This is a genomic window from Rathayibacter sp. AY1E3 (assembly GCF_002932235.1).
In the GTDB taxonomy this organism is placed as follows: Bacteria; Actinomycetota; Actinomycetes; order Actinomycetales; family Microbacteriaceae; genus Rathayibacter.
Window position 1 is genome coordinate 136,514 of the sequence record NZ_PSVN01000005.1, and the last position, 23,570, is coordinate 160,083.

Below are 23,570 nucleotides of genomic sequence, written 5' to 3' on the forward strand. Positions count from 1 at the left end.
ACGCCGCGGGCCTCGGCGCTCGCGGTGCTCCCGTCCGGCGCGGGGCCGGCTCAGCGCTGCTCCGCCAGGAACGCCAGCACCGCGTCCTTGAAGCCCCGCGCGGGCACGGTGCTGGTGTGGTCGCGGCCGGGGACGCTCACGAACCGCGCCCCCGCCTCCGCCGCCAGCAGCTCACCGCCGGGAGCGATCGGATCCGCGCCGCCGGTCACGAGCAGCGTCGGCAGGCCGGGGTGCCGCCCGTGCTCCGGGTGCGCCCCGCCGCGGACGCCGTCGGCCACCGCCACCAGCGCTGCGAGGTCGTTGCCCTGCACGCCCTCCGCCATGCCGATGAAGGCGCGGGTGAAGCCGTCGTCGATCTCGCCGCCGGAGGCGACGCGGGCCCGGGCCGCCTCCGCGTCGAAGGAGCGGAGGGGCTCGCCCACCGTCAGCCCGCCGAGGCTCAGCGATGCGAGCCGCTCCGGGTGCTCGAGCCCCAGCACCCAGCTCATCCGGGCGCCGAGGGAGTACCCGAGCACGTGGGGCGCGTCGAGGTCGTAGGAGTCGAGCACCCGCACCAGGTCGGCCACCATGGCGTCCACGCTGTAGGAGTCGGAGTGGTGCGGCTTCTCGCTCGCGCCGTGCCCGCGCTGGTCGAGCGCGACGACGCGGTACCCGGCCCGGTGCAGCGTCCGCAGCCAGCCCGACGTCTCCCAGTTGAGCACGGCGTGGGAGGCGAAGCCGTGCACGGCGAGGACGGTCGGGGCGCTCTCCTCGCCGACGGAATAGGTGGCCAGTCGCACTCCGTCGTCGGCCACGACGTACACGGGCGGAGGGAAGGCGATCACTCCACCACCCTGCCCGCCGCCGCGACGTGGAGGGGGGCACCGCGCCGCGGACACGCCGGGCGGAGTCCCAGGAGCGGAGAGCCGCCGTGCCCGGTGTCCCCGGACGGTCAGCGCGGCGGACGGGTGGAGCGGGCGAAGGGCACGGCGATCCAGAGGCGCACGGTACGGCCCTGGCCGGACCGGACTCCGAGGACGACGCACAGCACGAGGTTGAGCACGGCCAGCGCGAGGATCGCCGAGATCGTCGCGAGCGGCCAGTCGGCGCCGAGCGAGTCGCGCACCGATACCAGCGCGAGGTGCAGCGGGACCAGCATCAGCTGGAGCGCGAGGTAGGTGAGCTGCCAGTTGACGGCGACCAGGCCGTTCCGGTCGCTGAGGGTGCCGATCCGCCGCCGCGACCCCCACACCATCACGGTCGCCGTGAGGGAGATCACGGGGGAGATCACCACGAAGCCGGCGAGCGCCGACAACCCGGCGAACCAGACGGCCCGGGCGCCCTTGCGGTCCCGGGTGCGGTGCCGCAGCTCGTCGTCGTCCATCGTCGCCGCCTCCTCGCGCCGGGACCAGTCTCGCACCCGCCCCCGCCTCGAGGCGGGGGATCGCCCCCGAGTTCCGGGGGTTCCCCGGATGGGGCGGGTCCGGGCGCGTCCGTAGCGTGGAGGCATCGCCGGAGCACACCGGCAGCACCGTCGGCCCGCCCGGCGGCACCGCATCCCGCCGGGCGACCGGCACCCGAGAAGGAGCACACCGTGACCACCGACGACCGCACCGCCCGCCTCTCCACCCCCGCCGACGAGCAGCCGACCGTGGACCTGGGCGCGACAGCCGTCCTCACCGAGGAGCGGCCGTCCGCCGGGGAGCGCCCCGCCGCCGAGGAGCCCGCCTCCTCGCAGCAGGCCCGCGCCCCCTACGGCACCCCCGCCGTCCCGCCCGCGGCGCTCGCCCCGGCGCCCTCGACCCCGTTCTCGCTCACGAGCCTGATCCTCGGCGTCACCTCCGTCTTCTTCGGACTGACCGTGATCGCTCCGGCCGCGGGCCTCGTCTTCGGCATCCTGGGGCTGCGGAGGGAGCCGACCGGCCGCACGCTCTCGATCTGGGGCATCGTGCTCAACTCCGTCATGCTCGGCCTCGTCCTGCTGTTCGCGATCGCCGTGCTCGTCGTGGTCGTGCTCGTGCCGCTCGCGGCCCTCGCGTCGGGCAGCGACTACCGCTGATCCGCCGCTTCCCGCGTCCCGCGCCTCCTGTCCGCTCCGGCGGCGGGAGGCACGGTCGTTCCGCGCCCGCCGAGAGGACGCTCCGCGCCCGCGTCCGCCGCCGCCCCGTGCCCCGGCGATAGGCTGGCCGCGCAGTTCGCGAGCCCCCTGCACCCTCCGGGGCCGCACGACGACAGCAACGGAGCTGGACGTGACCCTCGCACCGAGCACCCTCCCCGACCGCGACCCGGAAGGCAGAGCCCTGGACGACACCGAGACCCCCGCCACGCGCACCGAGAGCGACTCCCTCGGCTCGATGGAGATCCCCGCCGAGGCCTACTGGGGCATCCACACGGCGCGGGCCCTCGACAACTTCCCGATCTCGAAGCGCCCCATCTCGATCTACCCCGATCTCGTCCGGTCCCTCGCGACGGTCAAGCTCGCGGCCGCCCGGGCCAACACCGAGCTCGGCACCCTCGCCCCCGCCAAGGCCGAGCTGATCGAGGCCGCGTGCCGCCGCATCATCGACGGCGAGTTCCACGACCAGTTCGTGGTCGGGGTGATCCAGGGCGGCGCCGGCACCTCGACGAACATGAACGCGAACGAGGTCGTCGCCAACGTCGCACTTGAGATCGGCGGCTTCGAGCGGGGCGACTACGCGCACCTGCACCCCCTCGACGACGTCAACCGCAGCCAGTCCACCAACGACGTCTACCCGACCGCGATCAAGATCGCGATGACCTGGTCGCTGCGCCGCCTGCTCGACGAGCTGGCGCTGCTGCGCGAGTCGTTCTCCCGCAAGGCGGTCGAGTTCGGCAGCGTCCTGAAGGTCGGCCGCACGCAGCTGCAGGACGCGGTGCCGATGACGCTCGGCCAGGAGTTCCACGGCTTCGCGACGACCCTCGGCGAGGACCACGCCCGTCTCTCCGAGACCATCTGGCTGCTCGCCGAGGTCAACATCGGAGCCACCGCGATCGGCACCGGCATCACCGCCGATCCGCGCTACGGCGCAGCCGCGGTCCGCCACCTCAACGAGATCACCGACCTCGACCTCGAGATGGCGAAGGACCTCGTCGAGGCGACGAGCGACACCGGCGTCTTCATGTCGTTCTCGAGCGCGCTCAAGCGCTCCGCGATCAAGCTGTCCAAGATCTGCAACGACCTGAGGCTCCTCTCCTCGGGCCCGCAGGCCGGCTTCGGCGAGATCAACCTGCCTCCGCGCCAGGCGGGATCCAGCATCATGCCCGGCAAGGTGAACCCGGTCATCCCCGAGGTGGTCAACCAGGTCGCCTACTCGGTGGCCGGGGCCGACGTCACGGTCACGATGGCGGCCGAGGCGGGTCAGCTCCAGCTCAACGCCTTCGAGCCGGTGATCGCGCACTCGCTGCTGCAGAGCATCACCTGGATGACGCAGGCCTGCAGGACGCTCCGCGAGAACTGCATCGACGGCATCACCGCGAACGTCGACCGGCTCGAGGCCATGGTCGCCTCCTCGGTCGGCGTCGTGACGGCGCTCACCCCGAGCATCGGCTACACCGCGTCCGCCGCCCTCGCGAAGGCCGCCCTCGCGACCGGCCGCAACATCGCCGACCTGGTGGTCGAGGCGGGGCTGATGTCCCGCGAGGAGGTCATGCGGCTCATCTCGCCGGCCCGGCTCTCGGGCATCGAGGCGATGACCGCGGCGCTCCCGATCATCGACCCCGCGCCGGAGGCGTGACCGCGGCCGCGAGGCGCGCCCCGGCGTAGCTGCGCCAGGGCGCCCAGCGGCGTCCGGCCTCGGTCAGCGCGCGCTCGCCGGCGGGCAGGCCGAGCGCCGCCGCGCCCCGCCGGAGCACGGGATCCCCGGTGAGCAGGACGTCGGGATCTCCGGTCGCCCGCTGCGCCACCTCGGCCGCCGTGGCCGCGTCGATCCCGGGGACCGCCAGCAGCTGCTCGGCGAGCTCCTCCCGGTCGGCGTCGAGCCGCAGGGCTCCCTCGGCGAGCAGCGTGCAGGTCCGCACCAGCACGTCGGCGGATCCGCGGAGCACGTCGGCGGCGTGCTCGGCGATCACCGCGGGGGAGGGGAAGGCACGTGCGATCGATCCGCTCGCCACGGACTCCGGGAGCGTCGCGCCGAGCGCCGCGACCAGCCGTGCGGCCTCCCGCCGGCCGAGCAGCGCGCGCACCAGCGTCTCGGCCGGATCGACGGAGCCGGGCACGCGGACTCCGGGGCGGGCGGCGACGCTCGGAGCGAGTGCGGGATCGGCCGCGAGGGCCTCGTCCACGGCGCGGGCGTCCGCGTCCAGGTCGAGCAGCCGCCTCACCCGGGCGACCAGCGGCCCGACGTCGGCGACGGAGACGAGCGTCGCGCTGCAGCGGACGCTCTCCCCGTCCGCCGCCAGCCGGATCAGCGCCGCGCCCCCGGGCAGGACGAGCGAGCGCGCGTAGCCGCCGGGGGACGCCTCCTCGATGCCCGGGAGCGCGGTGCCGCCGAGCACGTCGAGCACCCCGGGATCGAACGGAGCCCGCACTGCCAGCCGGAGCTCCAGCGTGGTCGCGCCGTCGTGGACGCTCGCCTCGGAGCGCGTGCCGCGGGCCGAGGCGCGCAGGGCCGTCGGGGTCCGCTCGTACACCTCCGCCAGGGTCGCGTTGAACTGCCGGATGCTCGTGAAGCCGGCGGCGAAGGCGACGTCGGACACGGGCAGGTCGGTGCTCGTGAGCAGGAGCCGGGCGGTCTGGGCGCGCTGGGCGCGAGCGAGGGCCAGCGGAGGCGCGCCCAGCTCCTCGCGCAGGATGCGGCCGAGGTGGCGCGCGCCGTAGCCGAGCCGGGCGGCCAGCCCCTCGACCCCCTCGCGGTCGACCACTCCGTCGGCGATCAAACGCATGGCGCGCGCCGCCGTGTCGTCGCGCAGGTTCCACTCGGGGGAGCCGGGGACAGCGTCCGGCAGGCAGCGCTTGCAGGCGCGGAGCCCCGCCTCGTGCGCGGCGGCGGCCGTCGGGTAGAAGCGCACGTTCGCGCGCCGCGGCGTGATGGCGGGGCAGCTCGGACGGCAGTAGATGCCGGTGGAGTGCACGCCGGTCAGGAACCGCCCGTCGAACCGGGAGTCGCGGGAGGCGACGGCGCGGTAGCGCTCCTCGAAGAGCGGATCGGAGTCGGGCACGCCTCGAGCCTCGCACGCGGCGACGTCGAGCAGGAGCGGGAATCGGACACGGGCGTCCGCACCCCGGCCCTCCTCCACGCGCCCGGCGCGTGTCAACCGCCGACAGCGCACCCCGCCCGTGCCCTACTGTCGGCCCCATGAGCGCCTATCCGCCGCCCGCACCGCCCGCCACCGCCCGCCCCTCCGTCGTGCCGACCGTGCTCGGCTCGATCGGCGTGGCGCTCCTCGGGATCCTGCTGCTGCTCGTGCTCGCCTACGTGGTTCTCGGACTCGGCGTCAGCGCCGCGGGGATCTGCGCGGTCATCGCCCTCGTCCCGCTGACCGTGGTTCTGCTGGGCGTCCGCTGGGTCGACCGGTGGGAGCCGGAGCCAGCGCTGGGCCTGTGGTTCGCGTTCCTCTGGGGCGCGGCAGGGTCCGTCGCGATCGCGCTCCTGGTCGACCTCGGCGTGCAGATCGCCGTCTACGCGTCCGGGCAGCAGCCGAGCGGATCCGACTTCGTCGGCGCCGTGATCCAGGCGCCGCTGGTCGAGGAGACAGCCAAGGGGATCGGCGTCCTCCTCGTCCTGCTGATCTGGCGCCGGACCTTCGACGGACCCGTCGACGGCATCGTCTACGCGGCCGTCGTCGCCTCCGGGTTCGCCTTCGTCGAGAACATCCTCTACTTCGGCAGCGCGCTGGTGGAGCGCGGTCTCGGCTCGCTCGCCGTGACCTTCTTCCTCCGCGGGGTGCTCTCGCCCTTCGCGCACGTGCTCTTCACCGCCTGCACGGGCGCGGCCCTCGGCTTCGCCTCGAACCGGCCCGCCGTCGCGCGGCTGCCCATCGCCCTGCTCGGGCTGGCGCTCGCCGCGTTCCTGCACGCGCTCTGGAACGGCTCGTCGTTCCTGGTGTCCGACTGGTTCGGCTTCTACGGCGTGGTCCAGGTGCCGCTGTTCGCGGTCGCCGTGGTCGTGGTGGTGCTGCTGCGCCGGCAGGAGCGGCGCGTGACGCTCCAGCGGCTCGATGACTACGCCGTCGCCGGCTGGCTCTCGCCGGCCGAGGTGCGGATGATCGGCACCGCGGAGGGGCGCCGCACCGCCGCTCGCTGGGCCCGGAGCGCGGGAGGGGACCGGCCGCGGGCGATGCGGGACTTCCTCCGCTCGGCGACGCGGCTCGCGCACCACCGGCAGCACCTCCTGCTCGGCCGCGGCGGACGCACCGGAGCGGTCGACGAGCAGGTCCTGCTCGACGAGCTCGTCGCCCGCCGGGCGGTGCTCACCCGCTGAGCCGGGGCCGCCCCCGCTCAGCCCCGGCGCGCTAGGCGGAGGCGCTGCGCACGCGGCGCTCGCCGGCCGTCACGGGCACGCCGAGCCGGTTCTGCGCGGGCGGCAGCGGGCAGTTGTAGTGGGGCGAGAAGCCGCACGGCGGGATGTACGCCCGGTTGAAGTCCAGGAGCACCGGACCGGGGGTGCCCGCGTCGGCCGCGCCGCCGATCCGCTGCACGACGAGGAAGCGGCCGACGGGGTAGCTCGCGAGCTCCGGGTCGTCGCTGCGGTTGGTCGGATCGCCGAACGGGACGAGGAGCGTGCCGCCGTCGTCGAACGCCGCGACCGTGTACTCGCGGGCGCGCCCGTCGTCCACGAGCGAGAAGGTGATGTCACCGGGCACGACGAGCTCGCGGGTGGCGCCGTTGTCGCGCAGGTGCTCGAACGGGACCGTGCGGTCCTCGGCGACCGGCTCGAACCACGCCTCGAGCACCCAGGCGGCGTCGAACGGGAAGGTCTCGATGGCGTCGAAGGACCGGATGCCGTCGGAGGCCGCGTCCCAGACGCGGTAGCCGTACTCGGGCTCGCCGGTGTCGAGGTTCTCGCGGCGCATCCGCGTCAGGGTCGCCGAGGGGCCGTAGCCGGCCAGCGCCTGCTCGTCGTCGACGCTCTCGCCGGGCTCGAGCCAGCGCGTCTCGACGAGGGCGAGATCGCCCCGGGGTCCGGTGACGCGCTCGACGCGTCGGGCGAGCCACGACTCCCAGCCGGCGCGTGCCGATTCCGTGAGGTCGATCGAGGCGCGGGAGGGGGCGGTGACGCTGCTGCTCGGAGTGGCCATGGGGCGTGCAACGCGGGGCCGTCCGGTTCTCTTCCCGGTCGATGACCGGACGGAGGACGGACACCCCGCGAGAAAGAGCTCGACGCCCTGCGGCAGCGGCAGGGCCGGCTGCTCGGACGGGGCGTCGAGCTCTTCGTGAGAGAGAGGATGCTCCTCCGCGGCGCCGAGCGCAAGAGGCATCCGGATCCCGCTGTCGGCACGGCCCGCTTCGGATCGCTCGGTAGACTGGACCGCCTGTTTTCCCGCGGCCCCCGGAGCGCATCCCGCGCCTCCCGGCCCGCGGCGGCGGACCCTCGGAAGGCGGACGATGACGGACGGCAGCACTGTGCAGGCCACCGAGCTCTCTCGGGAGCGCGACTACGTGGCGGCGCTCTACGCCCGCCTCGACGAGCTGATCGCCCAGGCCCGCGAGGCTCTGGACACGGTCCGCATCGAGAGCGTCGGCGGCAACCACCAGAGCCGCTCCGAGCGCGACGCCTATGCGCGGCTCTACGAGGACCGCATCCGCTCGCTCACCGGCGCCGACGACCGGCTCGCCTTCGGCCGGCTGACGCTCGCGGACGCCGACGCCGAGCACCGCTACATCGGCCGGATCGGCCTGCGCGACGAGGAGCAGGACACGCTGCTGCTCGACTGGCGCGCCCCGCAGTCGGCCGCGTTCTACCAGGCCACCGCCGCCCGGCCGATGGGGACGCGCGCCCGGCGCCACCTCACCACTCGGGGCCGCGAGGTCCTCCGCTTCGAGGACGAGGTCTTCGACGAGGAGCTGCTGCGCGAGGGCACCGTGCTGCAGGGCGAGGGCGCGCTCATGGCGGCCCTCGGTGCGCAGCGCACCGGCCGGATGCACGACATCGTCGCGACCATCCAGAGCGAGCAGGACCGCATCATCCGGTCCGAGCTGCGCGGCGTGCTCGTCGTGCAGGGCGGGCCGGGCACCGGCAAGACCGCGGTCGCCCTGCACCGGGCCGCCTACCTCCTCTACTCCTACCGCGACCGCATCGCCTCCTCCGGCGTGCTCGTTGTCGGCCCCTCGCGGTCCTTCCTCCGCTACATCGAGGCGGTGCTGCCCTCGCTCGGCGAGACGGGCGTCGTCCTCTCGACGCTCGGCCAGCTCTACCCGGGCCTCGACCTCGTCGAGGAGGACGTGCCCGCGGTCGCCCGCGTGAAGGGCTCGGCGCGGATGGCGGAGCTGCTCAAGCGCGCGGTCCGCTCCCGCCAGACCGTCCCGGCCGAGACCCAGGTGCTCGACGTCAACGGCGAGAAGCTCCGTCTGGAGCCGCAGGACGTGGAGCGCGCGATCACCCGGGCGCGCGACACCCGCAAGCCGCACAACGAGGCGCGCGTCTCCTTCGTCAAGACGCTGCTCTCGCAGCTCACCCGCCAGCTCGCCGATCAGCTGCGGAGCCACGGCAGCACGGTCGACGAGGCCGACGAGGCGGTGCTGCGCGAGGACGTGCGGACCGCCCACGACGTCCGCGTCGCTCTCAACACCGCGTGGATCCCGCTGACCCCCGAGAAGCTGCTGCAGGACCTCTACTCCCGTCCGAACTGGTTCGCGACGCTCACGCCGCGCTGGACCGCCGCGCAGCGCTCCCTCCTCCGCCGCGACCGCGACGCTCCGTTCACGGTCTCCGACGTGCCGCTGCTCGACGAGGCCGCGGAGCTGCTCGGCGCCTACGACGACCTCGCCGACGCCTCGAAGAAGGCCGAGAAGGAGCAGCGCAAGCGCGACGTCGAGAACGCGGAGGCCGCCATCCGCAACATGGGCGTCGACGGCCTCGTCAACGCCAAGGACCTCGCGGCCGGCTTCGCCGAGCGCTCTGTGCTCGGCACCACCGCCGAGCGGGCCGCGGCCGACCGCACCTGGACCTACGGGCACGTCGTGGTCGACGAGGCGCAGGAGCTCTCGCCGATGCAGTGGCGGGTGCTGCTGCGCCGCTGCCCGATGCGCTCGTTCACGATCGTGGGCGACGTCGCGCAGGCGTCCGGCGCCTCCGCCGCCTCGAGCTGGGACGCCGCGCTCCGCGACACCTTCGGCCGCCAGGGCCGGGGAGTGGAGGCGGCGCCGTGGCGCCTGGAGGAGCTGACGGTCAACTACCGCACGCCCGCGCAGATCGTCGCCTTCGCCGAGCGGACGGCGCGCGAGAACGGGCTGGAGATCACGCCGGGGGAGGCCGTGCGCTCCACCGAGTGGCCGGTGCGGACGATCCGCGACCGCGGCGACGCGAGCCTCGCCGAGCGCGTGCTGGCGGCCGTCGTCGAGGACCGGGCGATCGAGGCGGAGGGGACGCTCGCGGTCATCGCGCCCGACGACGACCTCGCCGCGATCGCCGAGCGCCTCGAGGAGCGGTTCGGCCGGGAGGTGGGCCGCGGAGCGACCGGGCTCGACCGTGCGATCGCCGTGCTGTCGACGAACGACGCCAAGGGGCTCGAGTTCGACTCCGTGATCATCGCCCGGCCTCGCCTCATCGCGCAGACCGGCGAGCGCGGCGCCGCATCGCTCTACGTCGCGATGACCCGGCCGACGCAGCGCCTCACGCTCGTGGAGTGAGTGCTCGCAGCCCGCTCCCAGACTCCGCTCCCGAGCGCCGTAGGATCGAGGCATGAGCAGCGAGAACCTGACCAAGCCCGAGGTCGACGCCCCTGAGGGCCCGGCCCCAGACACCCTCGTCGTCGAGGACATCGTCGTCGGCGACGGCGCCGAGGCGCAGCCCGGCTCGACCGTCGAGGTCCACTACCTCGGCGTCGAGTACGACAGCGGCGAGGAGTTCGACTCCTCCTGGAGCCGCGACCAGTCGATCAACTTCCCCCTCAACAACCTCATCCGCGCCTGGCAGCAGGGCATCCCGGGGATGAAGGTCGGCGGCCGCCGCAAGCTGATCTGCCCGCCCGCGCTGGCGTACGGCCCGGCCGGTGGAGGGCACCCGCTCTCCGGCAAGACCCTGATCTTCGTGATCGACCTGCTCGGCACCAAGTAGCTCCGAGCACGTGAAGAAGGCGCAGCTCCTAACGGGGCTGCGCCTTCTTCACGCGGTCGACCAGCTCGCGCCAGGCTCCGTCGAGCTCGGTCTCGCCGAGGCGGACGTGGTGCGTCTGCACGCGGATCTCGTAGACGAAGCGGTCGGCCCGGCCGGGGGACTCGCCGTCGGCGGCGTCCCAGGGGAGCGAGCCGAGCAGGTCGCGCCAGGCGCGCTCGTCGGGCTGCCGCTCGACGTCGACCCGCCACACCCGGCGGAGGCCGGCGACTCCGCCGCTGCGCGACACGATGACGTCCATGCGCGCGATGCTACCCGCCTCCGCCCTCGAGCGGACCGGCTCAGGCGGACAGCGTCACGCCGACCGTCGTCCAGCCGGTGCGCACGGCGGCTTCGACCTCGGAGCCGGATCCGTAGCGCTCGGCGGCGGCCTGCACGGTGAGCGCCGCGAACGCCTCGAAGTCGGCCGTCGCGGTGAGGACGCCCCCGGTCAGCACGTCGTACCAGACCTGCCCAGCGCGCTCCCACGCCTTCCCGCCGAGGGTCGTCGCCGCCACGGCGAACGCGCGGTTGGGAATCCCCGAGTTGATGTGCACTCCGCCGTTGTCGTCGTCGGTCTCGACGTAGTCGGCCATCGAGCCCGGCTGCGGGTCGGAGCCGAGGACGTCGTCGTCGTACGCGGTGCCGGGGGCGATCATCGACCGCAGGGCCGTGCCCTGCACCTCGTCGGTGAAGAGCCCCTCGCCGATCAGCCAGCTCGCCTCGTCGGCGCTCTGGCCGGCGCCGTACTGCTCCAGCAGGGCTCCGAACACGTCCGAGACCGACTCGTTGACCGCTCCGGACTGGCCGCGGTAGACGAGGTTCGCCGTGTACTCGGTGATGCCGTGGGCGAGCTCGTGGCCGATCACGCTCTGCGAGACGGTGAAGCGGCGGAACACCTGGCCGTCCCCGTCGCCGAAGACCATCCGCGAGCCGTCCCAGAAGGCGTTGTCGTAGTCGTCGCCGAAGTGCACGGTCGCGTCGAGCGGCAGCCAGGCGTCGTCGATCGAGTCGCGGCCGTACGCACCCTGCAGGAAGGCCGACATCGCGCCGAGGCCGTCGTACGCCTCGTCGACGGCCGCGTCCCCCGTGGCCGCCTCGCCCTCGCGGCGGACGACCGTGCCGGGCAGGGTCTCCTCGGTCCGCGCGTCCGCGATGGTGCGCTGGAGCGACTGCACGCGGGTGCGCGGCGAGGACGTCGCGGTGGCGGTCGGCGCCCCGCGGTCGGGCGCGGGCTCTCCGGGCCGGACGCGCCGGAACGGCACGTCCTGCTCGAGCGAGCGGCTCGCGGCCCGCGCGGCCCGCGCGAAGGCCGGATCGTCGAGGCGGGCGATGCGGACGAGGAGGTACGGCGGCACGACGGTTCGTCTCATGCCCCGATCCTGGCACCGACGTCCGACACGGTCCCGGGCTCGCCCGGCGGGCCCGCATGCGGTAGCACCGAGCGGTAGCGTGAGCGCGACGAGCGGTTTCCAGCGATCCGGGGCCAGGCCCCGAGGACGACGAGGGCGGACATGGGCATCATCACGCGGGGCTTCTTCGGCAAGAGGGAGGCGGACCCGGACCTCCCGCCGGGCCAGCACCTCGAGAACGGCTTCCCCGTCCTCTCGATCGGGCCCACCCCGAACATCCACGAGTGGGCCTTCTCCATCGACGGCGGGCCCGCGGGCGTGCGCCGCTGGAACCGGGAGGAGTTCGACGCGCTCCCGCACGAGGACGTGCACACCGACATCCACTGCGTGACCCGGTGGTCGAAGCTCGGCACCAGCTGGCGCGGCGTCTCGGTCGACACGCTGCTGGAGGGCCTGGAGACGGACGCCGGCTTCGTCATGGCGCAGAGCTTCGGCGGCTACACGACGAACCTCCCGCTCGCCGAGATCCGCGGCGGGAGGGCCTGGGTCGTCACCGAGTTCGAGGGGAAGCCCCTCGCGGCCGAGCACGGCGGCCCCGCCCGGCTCCTGGTGCCGCACCTCTACTTCTGGAAGAGCGCGAAGTGGGTGCGGACGCTCCGCCTGATGCCCGGCGACGAGCCCGGCTTCTGGGAGCAGAACGGCTACCACATGCACGGGGACCCCTGGAAAGAGGAGCGCTACTGGTGATGTGGACGGAGGCGGTGGCCGAGTCGGTCGCGCCGCTCACGCCCACGTCGCGCCTCCTGGTGCTCCGCGTGTCCGGGTGGCCGGGCCACCTGGCGGGGCAGCACCTCGACGTGCGCCTCACCGCGCCAGACGGCTACCAGGCGAGCCGCTCCTACTCGATAGGCGCCCCGGCCGACGGGGAGCGGGTCGAGCTCGCGGTCGAGCGGCTGGACGACGGGGAGGTCTCCCCGTACCTGGTCGACGGCCTCGAAGCGGGCGACCGGCTCGAGATCCGCGGTCCGATCGGCGGCTGGTTCGTCTGGCGTCCGGAGCAGGCGGAGCCGGTGCAGCTGATCGCGGGCGGGAGCGGCGTGGTACCGCTGATGGCGATGGCGCGCGAGCACGCCCGGTCCGGGAGCGCGGCGCGGATGCAACTGCTCTACTCGGTCCGCTCGCCCGTCTTCGCCTACTACCGCGAGGAGCTGGCGGCGCTCGCCGAGCGGCCGGCCGAGACGGGCGGAGTCGCGGTGGACCACGTCTTCACCCGGGTGGCGCCGGCGGGAGCGGCGCGTCCGGCCGGCCGCGTCACTCCGGAGCTGCTCGCCGAGGCGGCTCTGCCGGCCCCGCTCGAGCCGACCGTCTACGTGTGCGGCCCGACCTCGTTCGTCGAGACCGTCGCCACCGCCCTGGTCGAGCAGGGCCACGCGCCCGAGCGCGTCCGCACCGAGCGCTTCGGCGGCGCCTGACGCCTTTCCCCGCGAGGCGCCGCGCCTCGGCGGCGCCCCGGGGGGAGGGATCACTCGAAGGAGACGGTGCGGTTCTCGCCGATGTCGGGCTGTCCGCCGGTGACGGCGGCCTTGAGGACCTTGAACAGCACGACCGGACGGGGCTCGTCGGTCGCCCACAGCTCGACGGTCTCGGCCTCGACGCGGATCAGCGCGACGGTCGGGTCGTCCTTGCCGTCGGGGAACCAGCCGGCGACGGCCGGGGACCACAGCTCGTCCACCTTCGCCGGGTCGTGCACGACGGTCGCCGAGCCGGCCACGGACAGGTAGCCCTTCTTCGACTCGAACGCGACGTTGACGCTCGGGTTCGCGCGGATGTCGTCGACCTTGGGCGACGGGTCCTGCGTGAAGAACCACAGCTCGCCGTCGAAGTCGATGTCCTGGGCCTTGAGCGGACGGCTGACGAGCTGCCCGGTGGCGTTGACGGTGGTGAGGAGCCCGATCCCGGCGCTCTTCACCATCTCGGTGATCTGCTCGCGGTCGTCGGAGTCGGCGGGAGTGATGTCGGTGTCGGTCATGGTGCCGACGCTACGCGGACCGTGCGCCGCCGCAAGGGGTGGCGACGCCTCGCCGCGCGTGTCTAGCGTCGAGGCATGGACACCGAATCGACGTACACCGCCATCCTCGACAGCGGAGCGGAGCAGGAGAGCATCCGCCTCGAGATGATCGACGGCTCCCCGCAGCGCTCCTTCACCCGCCTGGCCGACATCGACGGCGAGGAGGTCGAGGTGGTCTGGGAGCTGGAGCCCGACGACGACGGCTTCCACGTCTACCGCCCGGTGCGGGTCGAGGGCCGCGACGACGACAGCGGACTGGTCTCGGACGACCGGCTGACCGACGGCGGCGGCGCCGACGCGGCCTCCGGCGACTGATCCCCGGCGCGCCCGTCCGCCGGCCTGAGCCGAGCGGGCGGGCGCGCTGTCCCGTCCGGCTCGAGGGAGACGCCCCTCCGCTCAGGCCGTCGGGTGCAGGGCGTCGTACCCACGGAACCCCGGTCGGAGTCGCAGAACCGCGGCGAGGATCGCGATGATCGCGAGCCCGCCCGCGAGCGGCGGCAGCCAGAACAGCGCGAGCGAGGCGAGCAGTCCCGTGTAGAGGTCGCCGACCCGCGGGCCGCCCGTCACCACGACGATGAACACGCCCTGGAGCCGACCCCGCATGTTGTCCGGGACCGCGGTCTGCAGCATCGTCTGCCGGAAGATCGAGCTGACGTTGTCGGAGGCGCCCGCGCCGGCCAGGGCGACCGCCGCCAGCGCGATGAGCACCGCGTTCGGCGCCGACGCGTCGTGCTGCACGAGTGCGGCACCGAGCAGGACCGCGCCGAACGCGACCACGAACGCTCCGTACACCTGGATCGAGCGGCCGATCGCGAGGCCCTGTCGGCGGACCCCGGTGAGCCGGCCGGAGAAGACGCCGCTGATCAGCGCCCCGATCGCGAACGCGGCCGTGAGGGCGCCCACCGTCACCGCGCCTCCGCCGAGCAGCACGGCGGCGGCCGCCGGGAAGACCACGCGCGGCTGTCCGAAGGTCATGGCCACGATGTCGACCAGGAAGGACATCCGGATGTTCGGGGCGCCCTTCAGGAAGCCCAGGCCGTAGCGGAGGGACTCCAGCCCCGGCCGCTGCCGCTCGCCCTCGGGCACGAGCGCCGGCAGCCCCGCGATGCCGAGGAACGCGGCGAGGAACAGCACGACGTCGATCGTGTACGTGATCGCGAAACCGGAGGAGGCGACCAGCACGCCGGCGAGGGCGGGCCCCACGGTCACCTCGACTCCGCTCGCGATGCCGCCCAGCGCGGCGGCGGCGGGGACCAGCTCGGTGCGGAGCAGCCGCGGAGCCAGCGTCATCCGGGTGGTCACGATCACCGTCGTCGCCACCGCGTTCACGGCGGTGAGCGCGTAGAGGGAGAGCGGGGTCTCGGCGCCGAGCCAGGCGAGGGCCGCGATCCCCGCGGTCGAGCCCCAGGCCACGACCGCGGCGAGCAGGAGCACCAGGCGGCGGTCGAACGCGTCGGCGAGCATCCCGCCGTAGAGGCCGGCGATCACGGTCGGGACCAGCGCCACCACGCCGACCAGCGCGACCGCGAGGGTCGATCCGGTGAGCTCGTAGATGTGCAGGCCGACCGCGACGATCGTCATCTGGCCGCCGATGCCCGAGATCACGTTGCCGGCCCAGAGCCGGGCGAAGGCCGGGGACTCGCGGAGGGGGGAGACGTCGAGGACGTGGCTGCGCCGGGGGGCGCGGGGGGTCTGGCTCACTCGCTCCATTCTGCTGACTCCGCCGCCCCGGCGGGCCGCGTCGCGCCGATCCGGGGGCTCAGGGGTCATCCCCTAGGGTGAGAGGCATGAGCACGTCATCCGACGGCGCGCCCGGGCGTCAGGGTCCTCCTGCCCCGCGAGCAGCCGGAGCCGCCCCCTCGCGACGCTCGATCCGCACCGCCGCCGAGGCGGGCGCGCGTCGCGCGGCGGCCGCCACGGGCGGTCGGCGCAGCTCCACCGGCGGCGTCCGCGCCGGAGCCGCTCGGACCGGTGCCACGGCCTCGGGAGCCCGCGGATTCCTCCGCCGCTACGGAGCCGGGATCGTCTCGGTCCTCCTGGCCGTCCTCGCCGTCCCGCTGTCGTTCTTCGTCTGGTACGCCCTCATCTCGCTCGGCGCCTACCCGGGCGACCAGGCCGTCAGCGACCTGCTGGTCGGCGTGCTCTACACCGCGCTCGTGCACGCGGTCCTGCTCGCCGGGATCCTGCTCGCCGTCTCCACCCTCCGCGCCCGGCGTCGCGAGAAGCGCCCGCCGATCGCCGGCTGGATCGGCGTGGTCCTCAACGTCCTCGTGCTCGTCTACTGGCAGCTGCTGGTCTCGCCGTGGCTCGTCGTGCTCTGGAACCGGGCCACCGGCTCCTGATGCCGCCCTCCCTCTGGTAGAGTCGTCCGGTTGCCGTTCGACGGCCGCGGATCAAGAGAGCCCACGCATCAGGCGCCGGGCACCGCGCAACGAGAGAGAGGGGATCCCATATATGGCACTCGAAGCAGATGTCAAGAAGGCGATCATCGAAGAGTACGCGACCCACCCCGGTGACACCGGATCCCCCGAGGTGCAGGTGGCCGTCCTGACCAAGCGGATCAAGGACCTCACCGAGCACCTCAAGGAGCACAAGCACGACCACCACTCGCGTCGTGGTCTGCTGTTGCTCGTGGGTCAGCGTCGTCGACTCCTCGGCTACCTGTCGGATGTGGACATCAACCGCTACCGCTCGCTGATCGAGCGTCTCGGTCTGCGCCGCTAGCTCCTCCTGGAGCAGGGCGCGGTCTCGATGACACCGCGAACTTCTTGCCGAACGGGCCGTCCTCCTCGCGGAGGGCGGCCCGTTCCGCGTTCCCGGGCGGACGAGGCGCGCGGCGCCGGTCAGGGCAGGGGAGCGGGGCGGTCGATTCCGCCCCACGAGTAGCCGCTCGAGGCCGAGAACCAGTCGGCCGCGGCCCGCTGGAGCGCCGTGTCCTCCTCGGGGCGGCCGGGAGCCTCCACGGCGTCGACGAGCCCGGGCAGGGCGATCCGCCACGCCGCCGCGCTGCGCTGGGCGCGGGCCCAGTCGCGCGCGCACACCGGGTCCTCGGCCGCCGCGGCGAGAGCCCGCGGCGAGGTCACCCGCCAGCCGGTGTCCGACTCCGCGACCACGACCGCACAGGTGAGCGCGGCGCCGCGGATGATGCTGTCGGGACCGGCGGAGGGGCCGATCGCCTGATCCTGAGCCGCGACCACCGCGGTGAGCGCGAGCTGCAGCCGGGTCGAGGGCTCGTCGGGCCGCGGTCGGATCCTCCCGTCGCCGGCCGAGACCGAGGCCGCCGATCCGGGTGCGAGGAGCAGCCCGGAGGAGGACTGCGACGCGTGCAGGCTCAGCAGACCCGTCACTCCGTCCGTCCCGCTCGTCACGCCCCGCACCGAGGAGTCGCCGAGACTCCAGACGACGGGGGTGCGGTTGTGGATCGTGAGGCGCCGGTGGTCCTCGTCGAGGCAGGCCACGAGGTGGCCGGCCGGCACGCCCGCTCCGCCCTCGAAGGCGGACGAGGCGGCCAGCAGCTCCCGGGCGTCGTCGCACTGGGCGGGGGCGTCGGAGGCGGCGGCGGCCTGGTCGGCGACCGGCGCCCGGGGGGCGAGGGAGCCCTGCACGCCCGCGACCGCCGCCGTGGTGAGCGCCGCGGCGGCGAGGAGGAGGACCACGCCGCGCCTGCCCATCCTCCGCACCTCCTGGTCGGAGGCTAGCCCGGCGCGGGCGCTCGGGCCAGCGCTGCGAGGGGCTCGCGAAGTGTCCGGCAGAAATTCTTTCGAAGAATCTCAGACCGGGTGCATCCGAGGAGGCGCCTCGGCCGGAAGTAGTGGTGAAGGCCCTTCTCGACCACCCCCCGACCCCTCGCGGGTCCCATCGTGAAAGAGGAACACCGTGACCACCTCCCGCTTCTCCCGCAGCCTGCTCGCCGGTGCCTGCATCGGAACCCTGGCCGTCGTCGGCATCGCAGCCACGCCCGCCGCCGCCGCCGACGCCGACTCGGCCGACCTCTCGGTCCTGCACGCCGTCCCCGACACCCCGGTCGACGTCTACGTCGACGGCAAGCTGACGCTCGACGACTTCACCCCCGGCTCGCTCGCCGGCCCGCTCGACCTCCCCACCGGCACCTACAAGGTCGCCATCACGGCCTCCACCGCCGCGGACGCCAGCGCCCCCGTGATCGGCCCGATCGACATCAGCCTCGAGGCGGGGAAGAGCTACACCGTCGCGGCGCACCTCAAGCCGGACAACACCCCCACCGCGACCCTCTTCACCAACGACATCTCGAAGACCGCCGCGGGCGAGGGCCGGCTCACGGTCCGCCACATCGCCGCCGCTCCGGCCGTGGACATCCTCGCCGGAGGGTCGCCGGTCCTGACGAACGTGACGAACCCGAACGAGGGCGTGCTGAACCTCGCCCCGGCCACGATCTCGACCGTGGTCGCCGCGACCGGGACCACCGCGCCGGTCATCGGCCCGGCCGACGTGCAGGTCCAGGAGGGCGTGAACACGATCGTCTACGCCTGGGGCAGCCTGGAGAAGGGCAACCTCGCCCTCGCGACGCAGACCATCGACGGACTGCACTCCTCGCCGTCGGGCGTCCCCGCCGGTGAGGCCGGCCTCGCGGCGGACAACCGCCCCGACGCCGCCGCGGGCTGGTGGGGCGGAGCACTGCTCGCCGCCCTCGCCGCTGCCGGCGCCGTGCTGATCGGCCGCCGCACCGCCGCCTCGCGTCGCTGACCCGAGGATCCGACCGCCGGGTCGGCCGTGCTGGAGCGCGGCCGTCCCGGCACCCCCGACCACGACCCAGGAGGACGCCATGAGCCGGAGCCCCTTCCCTCTGCGCGTCCTCGCCGTGGTCGGGCTGATCGTGGCCGGTGCCGGTCTCGCCGGATGCGCGGCGCAGGAGTCCCGGGTGGAGCCCGCTCCCGCCGCCGTCTCCTCGGCGCCCCAGCAGCCGGTGCCGACCACGGTCCCCTCCTCGCCCGCGGCGGCCCTGCCGGAAGCGGTGCCGTCCGTCCCGGTGGCGGACGCCCGGCTCGGCGCGACCCCCGCCCTCACCGCGCTCGCTCCCGAGCGGCTCGTCGTCGACGGGCTCCCCGTCGACATGGCCGTCGAGCCGGTCGGAGTCGCGGACGACGGCACGATGGAGCTCGTGCCCGACACGCAGGTCGCCGGCTGGTACCGCTTCGGCGCCGGCCTCGACGAGCCGGAGGGCACGGTCGTGATCGCCGCGCACGTCGACTCCCTCGCCTACGGCCTCGGGCCGTTCGTCGAGCTGAAGAAGGCGGTCCCGGGCCAGACCGTGACCCTCACCGGCGCGGACGGCGCGGAGCGCGCGTACACCGTCTCGACGGTGGAGACCACGGAGAAGACCACGGTCGACCTCTCGGCCGTGTTCGCCGCCGACGGACCGCCGCGGCTGGTGCTGATCACCTGCGGCGGCGACTTCGACTACGACACCCGCCACTACCTCAGCAACGTGGTGGTCACGGCCGTCCCGGCCGGCTGATCCGCCCGCCCGAGCCTCAGCGACGTACGATGAGCCTCGCAGCGCCGCACGCCCCCGGGCGGCAGCGCTCCCCGCAGCCCTGGAGGGACCCCCTGATCGAGACCATCGAGCCCGCCGACGGCGCCGAGGCCGACAGCGCTCTCGTGGCCCGGCTCGGCCGCCGCTTCGCCGCAGGGGAGGAGGCGGCGCTCGCCGAGGCGTACTCGCGCTGGTCGCCTCTGGTCTTCACGCTGGCGCTGCGCTCGCTGGGCGACCGCGGCGACGCGGAGGACGTGGTGCAGCGCGTCTTCGTCTCGGCCTGGACCTCGCGCTCGGGCTTCGACCCCGGACGGGCGGCTCTCGGAGCCTGGCTGGTGGGGATCTCCCGGAGGAGGATCGCGGACGCGCACGAGGCGCGGGCGCGCGAGCGGAGGCTCACCGAGGCCCTCGTCGCCGTCACGCCGGTCGAGGAGGGGGAGTCCCCCGTCGACCTCGAGGCGCGGATCCTGATCGCCGACGAGCTGGCCCGCCTGGATCCCGTCCCCCGGCGGGTGATCGGCCTCGCCTTCTACGAGGACCTCACCCACACCGAGATCGCCGAGCGCACCGGCCTGCCGCTCGGTACCGTCAAGAGCCACATCCGCCGCAGCCTCGACCGGCTCCGCTCCCGCCTGGAGGTGAGCAGCACATGACCCACCTCGATCCCGACGAGCTCGCCCTGCTCGCCCTCGGCGAGCACTCGAGCGACGCCGAGCAGGCCCACCTGCGCGACTGCCCCGACTGCGCCCGGCAGCTGGTCGAGCTCGGCCACGCCGCGGGCCTGGGCCGTGCGAGCCGTGCTGTCGAGCTGGAGGCGCCGCCCGCGATCGTCTGGGACCGCATCCGCGAGGAGCTCGCCCTCGACGACCTCGGGCCCGGCGCCCTGCCGTCGTCGGCCGCTGCCGTGCCGCCTCCGCTCGCCCTTCCCCGGGGACGGCACCGTCCCGCGCGCCGCCGCCGGCCCCGCGCTCTGAGCGCCGTGCTGGCCGCTCTCGGCGCGCTCGTCATCGGGGTTGCGGGCGGAGCCTGGTGGCAGGCCTCGCGGAGCGACGACACCGCCGCCGTCGTGGCGCGCGCTGATCTCGCCGCTCTCCCCGACTGGCAGGGAGCGAGCGGAACCGCGGAACTGGAGGACGTCGACGGCGCCCGCCGCCTGCACGTGCACCTCGATGCGCAGAGCGCGGACGACTCGTACCGGGAGGTCTGGCTCCTCGCCGCCGACGCCTCCGGGCTGGTGGGCCTCGGCGTGCTCGACGGGACCGACGGCGTCTTCGCCGTCCCCGACGACGTCGACCTCGCCGAGTACTCGCTCGTGGACGTCTCCCAGGAGCCGTTCGACGACGACCCGGAGCACTCCGGCGACTCGATCGTCCGCGGCCCCCTGCGCGAGGGCTGAGGCCTAGGCCGACCGCTCCGCCAGCACGGCCGTGAGCGCCTGGACCGCGGCGGAGGGGCGCGGCGCCGTGCAGACCGAGAGCTCCCAGACCAGCCCCGGCCAGTCGAGCGCGAGGGCCGTGACGCCCTCCAGCGGCTCGACGCCCGCGCGCGGCACGATCGCCGGCCCCAGCCCCGCCTGCACGAAGCGGGGGATCCCCGGCAGATCGGCGACCTCGGTGGCCACCCGGCGCGACGCCCCGGCCTCGCGGAAGGCGAGGTCGACGGCGACCCTGTTGCCGAAGCCGGCGGGCGTGTCCACGAAGGTGAGCCCGTCGAGGTCCTGCGGGGAGGGCGGTCCCGCCGCGGCGAGCGGATGCGCGCTCTCCACCAGCAGGACGTAGTCGCTGCGCACCAGCCGCGTCACCGCCAGGCCCCGCAGCTGCGCCGCGGGCAGTGCCAGCAGAGCGGCGTCGAGCAGGCCGCGGCGCAGGTCCTCGGCGAGACCGGTGGAGCCGGTGGTCGAGGTGCGCAGGAGCAGGTCCACCAGCGGGTGCCGGGTGCGGAAGACGCCGAGCGCGCCGGGCAGGTCGACGAGGTCGAGGGCGGAGAAGGTGCCCACCCGCACCCGCCCGCGGAGCCCCGCCGCGTCGTCGGCCGCGAGCGAGCGCATCCGGTCGAGGCTGTCGATCGCCGATCGGGCCGAGGGCAGGAGCGCCTCGCCGACCGCGGTGAGCGCCACCCGCCGGGTCGAGCGGGCGAACAGCGGCGAGCCGAGCTCCTGCTCGAGCGAGCGGATGCTCGCCGAGAGGGTCGACTGCACGACGAACAGGCGCGCGGCCGCCCGGGTGAAGCTGAGCTCCTCGGCGACGGCGACGAAGGCGGCGAGCTGGCGGTCGTCCATGCGCCCATTATCCAACAGGGACGATCAATCCATCCGTGATCCTCCGTTGGACACGGATGATGGGGCGGAGCACTGTGGACACCGTGACCACCACCGAGCGCTCCCTCCCGTCCGTCCACCGCCGCGAGCTCCCGCACCGCCACGGCTTCTGGGTGATCGCCGTCGCCTTCCTCACGGTGATGGCGTTCTCGACCGTGCCGACACCGCTCTACGCGATCTACCAGCAGCGCGACGGGTTCCCGGCCTTCGTCGTCACCGTGGTCTTCGCCGCGTACGCGGTCGGAGTCGTGGCGAGCCTCTTCCTCGCCGGGCACGTCAGCGACCGGCTCGGCCGCCGCCGGATCCTGCTCGCGTCGATCCTCGTCGAGGTCCTGGCGGCCGCCGTGTTCCTGCTCTGGCCGGACGTGCCCGGGCTGATCCTCGCCCGCCTGCTGACCGGGCTCGGCGTCGGCGCGCTCACCGCGACGGCCACCGCCCACCTCTCGGAGCTGCGCGCCGTCGCCCGCCCGGAGGAGGGCCACGGCACCTCCCGCGCCGTCTCCGCCCTCGTCAACATGGGCGGGCTGGCGCTCGGCCCGCTCGTCGGCGGGGTGTTCGCCGTGACGGTGCGCGAGCCCCTGGTCGTCCCGTACGCCGTGTTCCTCGTCCTCCTGGTCGTCCTCGGGATCGGCGTCGCGCTCGTCCCCGAGACGGTCGAGCGGCGCGAGGTCCTCCCGGCCTACCGTCCGCAGCGCCTGGCCGTGCCGGCCGCCTCCGGCGGCGTCTTCCTCTCGGCCGCGGTCGGCGCGTTCGCCGGGTTCGCCGTGCTCGGCCTCTTCACCTCGCTGGCGCCGACCTTCCTCGCCGCGCGCTTCGGCGAGACCTCCCACCTCGAGGCGGGCGCGGTCTCCTTCGGGGTCTTCGCCGCCGGAGCCGTCGCGCAGCTGGTCTCGATCCGGCTGTCCTCGCGGACGGCGCTCCGCCTCGCGGCCGTGGCGCTGACGGCCGGGCTGCTGCTGGTCGCGACCGGCGCCGTGATCGTCTCGGTGTCCGCCTTCATCGTCGGCGGGGTGCTCGCGGGAGCGGGCGTGGGCCTGCTCTTCCGCCTGGCGCTCGGAGTCGCCGGCTCGCTCGCCACCGACGAGACCCGCGGCGAGGTGCTCGCGGCCGTGTTCCTCGCCGCCTACCTCGGCCTCGCGGTCCCGGTCCTGGCGATCGGTGCCGCGCTCGCCCTCCTGCCGGCCGTCCCGGTCCTGCTCGGCTTCGTCGCCGTCGTGCTCGTCCTGGTGCTCGCGGCGATCGCCCGGATGCGGCGCACCGCCTGACGCGAGCGGGGGAGGGGCCGCGCGCTGGACAATGGGGGCATGAAGCTCTTCCCGTTCGGACGCGGCGACGCGAACCCCCTCCCCTCCGACGACCGCGGCTCGGGCAAGCTCGACGACTACGACTACGAGCTGCGCCCGAAGTCGCGGCGCGGTGACACCCTCCTCCGCCTCGCCGACTCCCGGCCGCACCAGGACGAGATCGCGCGGGTGCTCGCCCTCGGCGAGGACGAGGTCACGGCCGTGATCCCGCGCCGCACCGCGGAGGAGGAGCGCGTCGACGCTCCGATGCCGGTCCGCCTGTTCGCGGCCCAGCGCCCCTCGGGGCTCGTCGGCCAGGTGCCGCGCGGTCTCGAGAACGTGGTCGAGGCCGCCCTCGCCCGGCTCTCGGAGGCGGGGAGGTCGCCCCGCGTGCCGGCCCGCATCGTGACGGTGAGGGGCGGGCTGCGCGTCGAGCTGCTGATGCACGAGACGCGGGGCTGACGGGCGGAGGGCCTGCCGGGTCGGCGCGGTCCATGGAGGAACCGCACCGCGGCTGATAGCATGAACCGGTTCCGAATCCGAAAGCGACCGCCGGTCGACCCAGGATTCGAGCCACGGAGCAGGCCGGCAGGAAGCTGGTCCTCGGTGGTGGAGTCCCGGACGGCGGCAGCGTGCGACAGAGCACGGGCCGCCGCGGCACGAGTCGCAGGCGGCACGTCCCGCTCGCGGCACAGGTCGCGACAGCCCGGAGCTCTTCTACTGGTGGCCAGCACGAACGCCCTCCACACGACGGCGCGGCGCGAAGCCCTGCCGTGGGATCGTCTCGA

26 protein-coding genes are annotated in these 23,570 nt (G+C 74.3%); 16 read left to right on the plus strand and 10 right to left on the minus strand.

The annotated features are described in order from the left end of the window. Window positions 1–50: 50 nt before the first annotated feature. Both C5C53_RS06030 and C5C53_RS06035 read right to left on the minus strand, forming a co-directional pair. Entirely contained in the window at window positions 51–824 is a 774-nt protein-coding gene (locus tag C5C53_RS06030) for an alpha/beta fold hydrolase (protein ID WP_181027173.1), read from the minus strand. A 107-nt stretch (window positions 825–931) separates the two neighbouring features. Beyond that, a complete protein-coding gene (locus C5C53_RS06035; protein WP_181027172.1) occupies window positions 932–1,399 on the minus strand; it encodes a DUF4870 domain-containing protein in 468 nt (155 codons plus the stop codon). Window positions 1,400–1,573: 174 nt separating this feature from the next. Between C5C53_RS06035 and C5C53_RS06040 the strand changes: the two genes are divergently transcribed. Together C5C53_RS06040 and C5C53_RS06045 are read left to right on the plus strand one after the other, a co-directional pair. Further along, window positions 1,574–2,038, plus strand: a complete 465-nt coding sequence (locus C5C53_RS06040) for a DUF4190 domain-containing protein (RefSeq protein WP_104250160.1) — start codon at window positions 1,574–1,576, stop codon at window positions 2,036–2,038. A 241-nt stretch (window positions 2,039–2,279) separates the two neighbouring features. Next, the gene (locus C5C53_RS06045) at window positions 2,280–3,734 is read left to right on the plus strand and encodes an aspartate ammonia-lyase (RefSeq protein WP_258075383.1); all 1,455 of its coding nucleotides are present in this window, start codon (window positions 2,280–2,282) and stop codon (window positions 3,732–3,734) included. On the opposite strand, the gene C5C53_RS06050 is transcribed toward C5C53_RS06045, so the two are convergent. After that, window positions 3,709–5,157, minus strand: coding sequence for a DNA-3-methyladenine glycosylase 2 family protein (locus tag C5C53_RS06050; RefSeq protein WP_181127723.1), 1,449 nt, complete (start codon window positions 5,155–5,157; stop codon window positions 3,709–3,711). The genes C5C53_RS06045 and C5C53_RS06050 overlap by 26 nt on opposite strands. Window positions 5,158–5,294: 137 nt before the next feature. On the opposite strand from C5C53_RS06050, the gene C5C53_RS06055 reads away from it, so the two are divergent. Then, on the plus strand, window positions 5,295–6,419 hold the full coding sequence (locus tag C5C53_RS06055; RefSeq protein WP_104267069.1) for a PrsW family intramembrane metalloprotease: 1,125 nt from the start codon (window positions 5,295–5,297) through the stop codon (window positions 6,417–6,419). A gap of 31 nt (window positions 6,420–6,450) precedes the next feature. On the opposite strand, the gene C5C53_RS06060 is transcribed toward C5C53_RS06055, so the two are convergent. Continuing rightward, window positions 6,451–7,236 (minus strand): DUF1684 domain-containing protein, encoded by a 786-nt coding sequence (locus C5C53_RS06060; protein WP_104233244.1) that lies wholly within the window; start codon window positions 7,234–7,236, stop codon window positions 6,451–6,453. 307 nt (window positions 7,237–7,543) lie between these two features. On the opposite strand from C5C53_RS06060, the gene C5C53_RS06065 reads away from it, so the two are divergent. Both C5C53_RS06065 and C5C53_RS06070 read left to right on the plus strand, forming a co-directional pair. Then, complete coding sequence (locus C5C53_RS06065) at window positions 7,544–9,787, plus strand: UvrD-helicase domain-containing protein (RefSeq protein WP_104267070.1); 2,244 nt, start codon at window positions 7,544–7,546, stop codon at window positions 9,785–9,787. A gap of 52 nt (window positions 9,788–9,839) precedes the next feature. Then, the gene (locus C5C53_RS06070) at window positions 9,840–10,214 is read left to right on the plus strand and encodes an FKBP-type peptidyl-prolyl cis-trans isomerase (protein ID WP_104267071.1); all 375 of its coding nucleotides are present in this window, start codon (window positions 9,840–9,842) and stop codon (window positions 10,212–10,214) included. Window positions 10,215–10,242: 28 nt separating this feature from the next. Here C5C53_RS06070 and C5C53_RS06075 read toward each other — a convergent pair whose 3' ends face one another. After that, entirely contained in the window at window positions 10,243–10,512 is a 270-nt protein-coding gene (locus C5C53_RS06075) for a protealysin inhibitor emfourin (protein WP_104267072.1), read from the minus strand. A 40-nt stretch (window positions 10,513–10,552) separates the two neighbouring features. Next, complete coding sequence (locus C5C53_RS06080; protein ID WP_104267073.1) at window positions 10,553–11,623, minus strand: M4 family metallopeptidase; 1,071 nt, start codon at window positions 11,621–11,623, stop codon at window positions 10,553–10,555. Between the two features lie 141 nt (window positions 11,624–11,764). Here C5C53_RS06080 and C5C53_RS06085 point away from each other — a divergent pair, with 141 nt between their 5' ends. Continuing rightward, window positions 11,765–12,349, plus strand: coding sequence for a molybdopterin-dependent oxidoreductase (locus C5C53_RS06085; protein WP_104224820.1), 585 nt, complete (start codon window positions 11,765–11,767; stop codon window positions 12,347–12,349). Continuing rightward, window positions 12,349–13,074: a ferredoxin reductase gene (locus C5C53_RS06090; RefSeq protein ID WP_104267074.1), complete on the plus strand. Its 726-nt coding sequence runs from the start codon at window positions 12,349–12,351 to the stop codon at window positions 13,072–13,074. Before C5C53_RS06085 ends, C5C53_RS06090 begins: the two co-directional genes overlap by 1 nt. A 50-nt stretch (window positions 13,075–13,124) precedes the next feature. Here the strand turns inward: C5C53_RS06090 and C5C53_RS06095 are convergent, their stop codons facing one another. Beyond that, the gene (locus tag C5C53_RS06095) at window positions 13,125–13,631 is read right to left on the minus strand and encodes a pyridoxamine 5'-phosphate oxidase family protein (RefSeq protein ID WP_104224818.1); all 507 of its coding nucleotides are present in this window, start codon (window positions 13,629–13,631) and stop codon (window positions 13,125–13,127) included. A 75-nt stretch (window positions 13,632–13,706) separates the two neighbouring features. Here C5C53_RS06095 and C5C53_RS06100 point away from each other — a divergent pair, with 75 nt between their 5' ends. Next, window positions 13,707–13,985 (plus strand): hypothetical protein, encoded by a 279-nt coding sequence (locus tag C5C53_RS06100; protein WP_104224817.1) that lies wholly within the window; start codon window positions 13,707–13,709, stop codon window positions 13,983–13,985. Window positions 13,986–14,066: 81 nt separating this feature from the next. Here C5C53_RS06100 and C5C53_RS06105 read toward each other — a convergent pair whose 3' ends face one another. Further along, window positions 14,067–15,371, minus strand: coding sequence for an MFS transporter (locus tag C5C53_RS06105; protein WP_258075378.1), 1,305 nt, complete (start codon window positions 15,369–15,371; stop codon window positions 14,067–14,069). An 86-nt stretch (window positions 15,372–15,457) separates the two neighbouring features. Between C5C53_RS06105 and C5C53_RS06110 the strand changes: the two genes are divergently transcribed. Next, a complete protein-coding gene (locus C5C53_RS06110; protein WP_104224815.1) occupies window positions 15,458–16,012 on the plus strand; it encodes a hypothetical protein in 555 nt (184 codons plus the stop codon). A 112-nt stretch (window positions 16,013–16,124) separates the two neighbouring features. Next, complete coding sequence (rpsO, locus tag C5C53_RS06115) at window positions 16,125–16,394, plus strand: 30S ribosomal protein S15 (RefSeq protein ID WP_068252328.1); 270 nt, start codon at window positions 16,125–16,127, stop codon at window positions 16,392–16,394. Window positions 16,395–16,513: 119 nt separating this feature from the next. On the opposite strand, the gene C5C53_RS06120 is transcribed toward rpsO, so the two are convergent. Then, entirely contained in the window at window positions 16,514–17,341 is an 828-nt protein-coding gene (locus C5C53_RS06120) for a hypothetical protein (protein WP_104267076.1), read from the minus strand. A gap of 205 nt (window positions 17,342–17,546) precedes the next feature. Between C5C53_RS06120 and C5C53_RS06125 the strand changes: the two genes are divergently transcribed. From C5C53_RS06125 to C5C53_RS06140, 4 genes are all read left to right on the plus strand, one after another. Next, window positions 17,547–18,392, plus strand: a complete 846-nt coding sequence (locus tag C5C53_RS06125) for a DUF4397 domain-containing protein (protein ID WP_104224813.1) — start codon at window positions 17,547–17,549, stop codon at window positions 18,390–18,392. A gap of 79 nt (window positions 18,393–18,471) precedes the next feature. Then, complete coding sequence (locus C5C53_RS06130) at window positions 18,472–19,164, plus strand: class F sortase (RefSeq protein ID WP_104267077.1); 693 nt, start codon at window positions 18,472–18,474, stop codon at window positions 19,162–19,164. A 29-nt stretch (window positions 19,165–19,193) separates the two neighbouring features. Beyond that, window positions 19,194–19,835 carry an RNA polymerase sigma factor gene (locus C5C53_RS06135; protein WP_104267078.1) on the plus strand — a complete coding sequence of 214 codons (642 nt, stop codon included), beginning with the start codon at window positions 19,194–19,196 and terminating at the stop codon, window positions 19,833–19,835. After that, window positions 19,832–20,578, plus strand: coding sequence for an anti-sigma factor (locus tag C5C53_RS06140; RefSeq protein WP_104267079.1), 747 nt, complete (start codon window positions 19,832–19,834; stop codon window positions 20,576–20,578). Before C5C53_RS06135 ends, C5C53_RS06140 begins: the two co-directional genes overlap by 4 nt. 3 nt (window positions 20,579–20,581) lie before the next feature. Here the strand turns inward: C5C53_RS06140 and C5C53_RS06145 are convergent, their stop codons facing one another. Next, window positions 20,582–21,460, minus strand: a complete 879-nt coding sequence (locus C5C53_RS06145) for a LysR family transcriptional regulator (protein WP_104226290.1) — start codon at window positions 21,458–21,460, stop codon at window positions 20,582–20,584. 83 nt (window positions 21,461–21,543) lie between these two features. Here C5C53_RS06145 and C5C53_RS06150 point away from each other — a divergent pair, with 83 nt between their 5' ends. Together C5C53_RS06150 and C5C53_RS06155 are read left to right on the plus strand one after the other, a co-directional pair. After that, window positions 21,544–22,764 (plus strand): MFS transporter, encoded by a 1,221-nt coding sequence (locus tag C5C53_RS06150; RefSeq protein WP_258075379.1) that lies wholly within the window; start codon window positions 21,544–21,546, stop codon window positions 22,762–22,764. A gap of 39 nt (window positions 22,765–22,803) precedes the next feature. Then, the gene (locus C5C53_RS06155) at window positions 22,804–23,244 is read left to right on the plus strand and encodes a hypothetical protein (RefSeq protein WP_104226292.1); all 441 of its coding nucleotides are present in this window, start codon (window positions 22,804–22,806) and stop codon (window positions 23,242–23,244) included. Window positions 23,245–23,570 lie beyond the last annotated feature (326 nt).

Coding starts and splice junctions, on each gene's coding strand:
- C5C53_RS06055 (WP_104267069.1), top strand. CDS start 5,295: ATGAGCGCCTATCCGCCGCCCGCACCGCCCGCCACCGCCCGCCCCTCC.
- C5C53_RS06060 (WP_104233244.1), bottom strand. CDS start 7,236: ATGGCCACTCCGAGCAGCAGCGTCACCGCCCCCTCCCGCGCCTCGATC.
- C5C53_RS06065 (WP_104267070.1), top strand. CDS start 7,544: ATGACGGACGGCAGCACTGTGCAGGCCACCGAGCTCTCTCGGGAGCGC.
- C5C53_RS06070 (WP_104267071.1), top strand. CDS start 9,840: ATGAGCAGCGAGAACCTGACCAAGCCCGAGGTCGACGCCCCTGAGGGC.
- C5C53_RS06075 (WP_104267072.1), bottom strand. CDS start 10,512: ATGGACGTCATCGTGTCGCGCAGCGGCGGAGTCGCCGGCCTCCGCCGG.
- C5C53_RS06080 (WP_104267073.1), bottom strand. CDS start 11,623: ATGAGACGAACCGTCGTGCCGCCGTACCTCCTCGTCCGCATCGCCCGC.
- C5C53_RS06085 (WP_104224820.1), top strand. CDS start 11,765: ATGGGCATCATCACGCGGGGCTTCTTCGGCAAGAGGGAGGCGGACCCG.
- C5C53_RS06090 (WP_104267074.1), top strand. CDS start 12,349: ATGTGGACGGAGGCGGTGGCCGAGTCGGTCGCGCCGCTCACGCCCACG.
- C5C53_RS06095 (WP_104224818.1), bottom strand. CDS start 13,631: ATGACCGACACCGACATCACTCCCGCCGACTCCGACGACCGCGAGCAG.
- C5C53_RS06100 (WP_104224817.1), top strand. CDS start 13,707: ATGGACACCGAATCGACGTACACCGCCATCCTCGACAGCGGAGCGGAG.
- C5C53_RS06110 (WP_104224815.1), top strand. CDS start 15,458: ATGAGCACGTCATCCGACGGCGCGCCCGGGCGTCAGGGTCCTCCTGCC.
- rpsO (WP_068252328.1), top strand. CDS start 16,125: ATGGCACTCGAAGCAGATGTCAAGAAGGCGATCATCGAAGAGTACGCG.
- C5C53_RS06120 (WP_104267076.1), bottom strand. CDS start 17,341: ATGGGCAGGCGCGGCGTGGTCCTCCTCCTCGCCGCCGCGGCGCTCACC.
- C5C53_RS06130 (WP_104267077.1), top strand. CDS start 18,472: ATGAGCCGGAGCCCCTTCCCTCTGCGCGTCCTCGCCGTGGTCGGGCTG.
- C5C53_RS06135 (WP_104267078.1), top strand. CDS start 19,194: ATGAGCCTCGCAGCGCCGCACGCCCCCGGGCGGCAGCGCTCCCCGCAG.
- C5C53_RS06140 (WP_104267079.1), top strand. CDS start 19,832: ATGACCCACCTCGATCCCGACGAGCTCGCCCTGCTCGCCCTCGGCGAG.
- C5C53_RS06145 (WP_104226290.1), bottom strand. CDS start 21,460: ATGGACGACCGCCAGCTCGCCGCCTTCGTCGCCGTCGCCGAGGAGCTC.
- C5C53_RS06155 (WP_104226292.1), top strand. CDS start 22,804: ATGAAGCTCTTCCCGTTCGGACGCGGCGACGCGAACCCCCTCCCCTCC.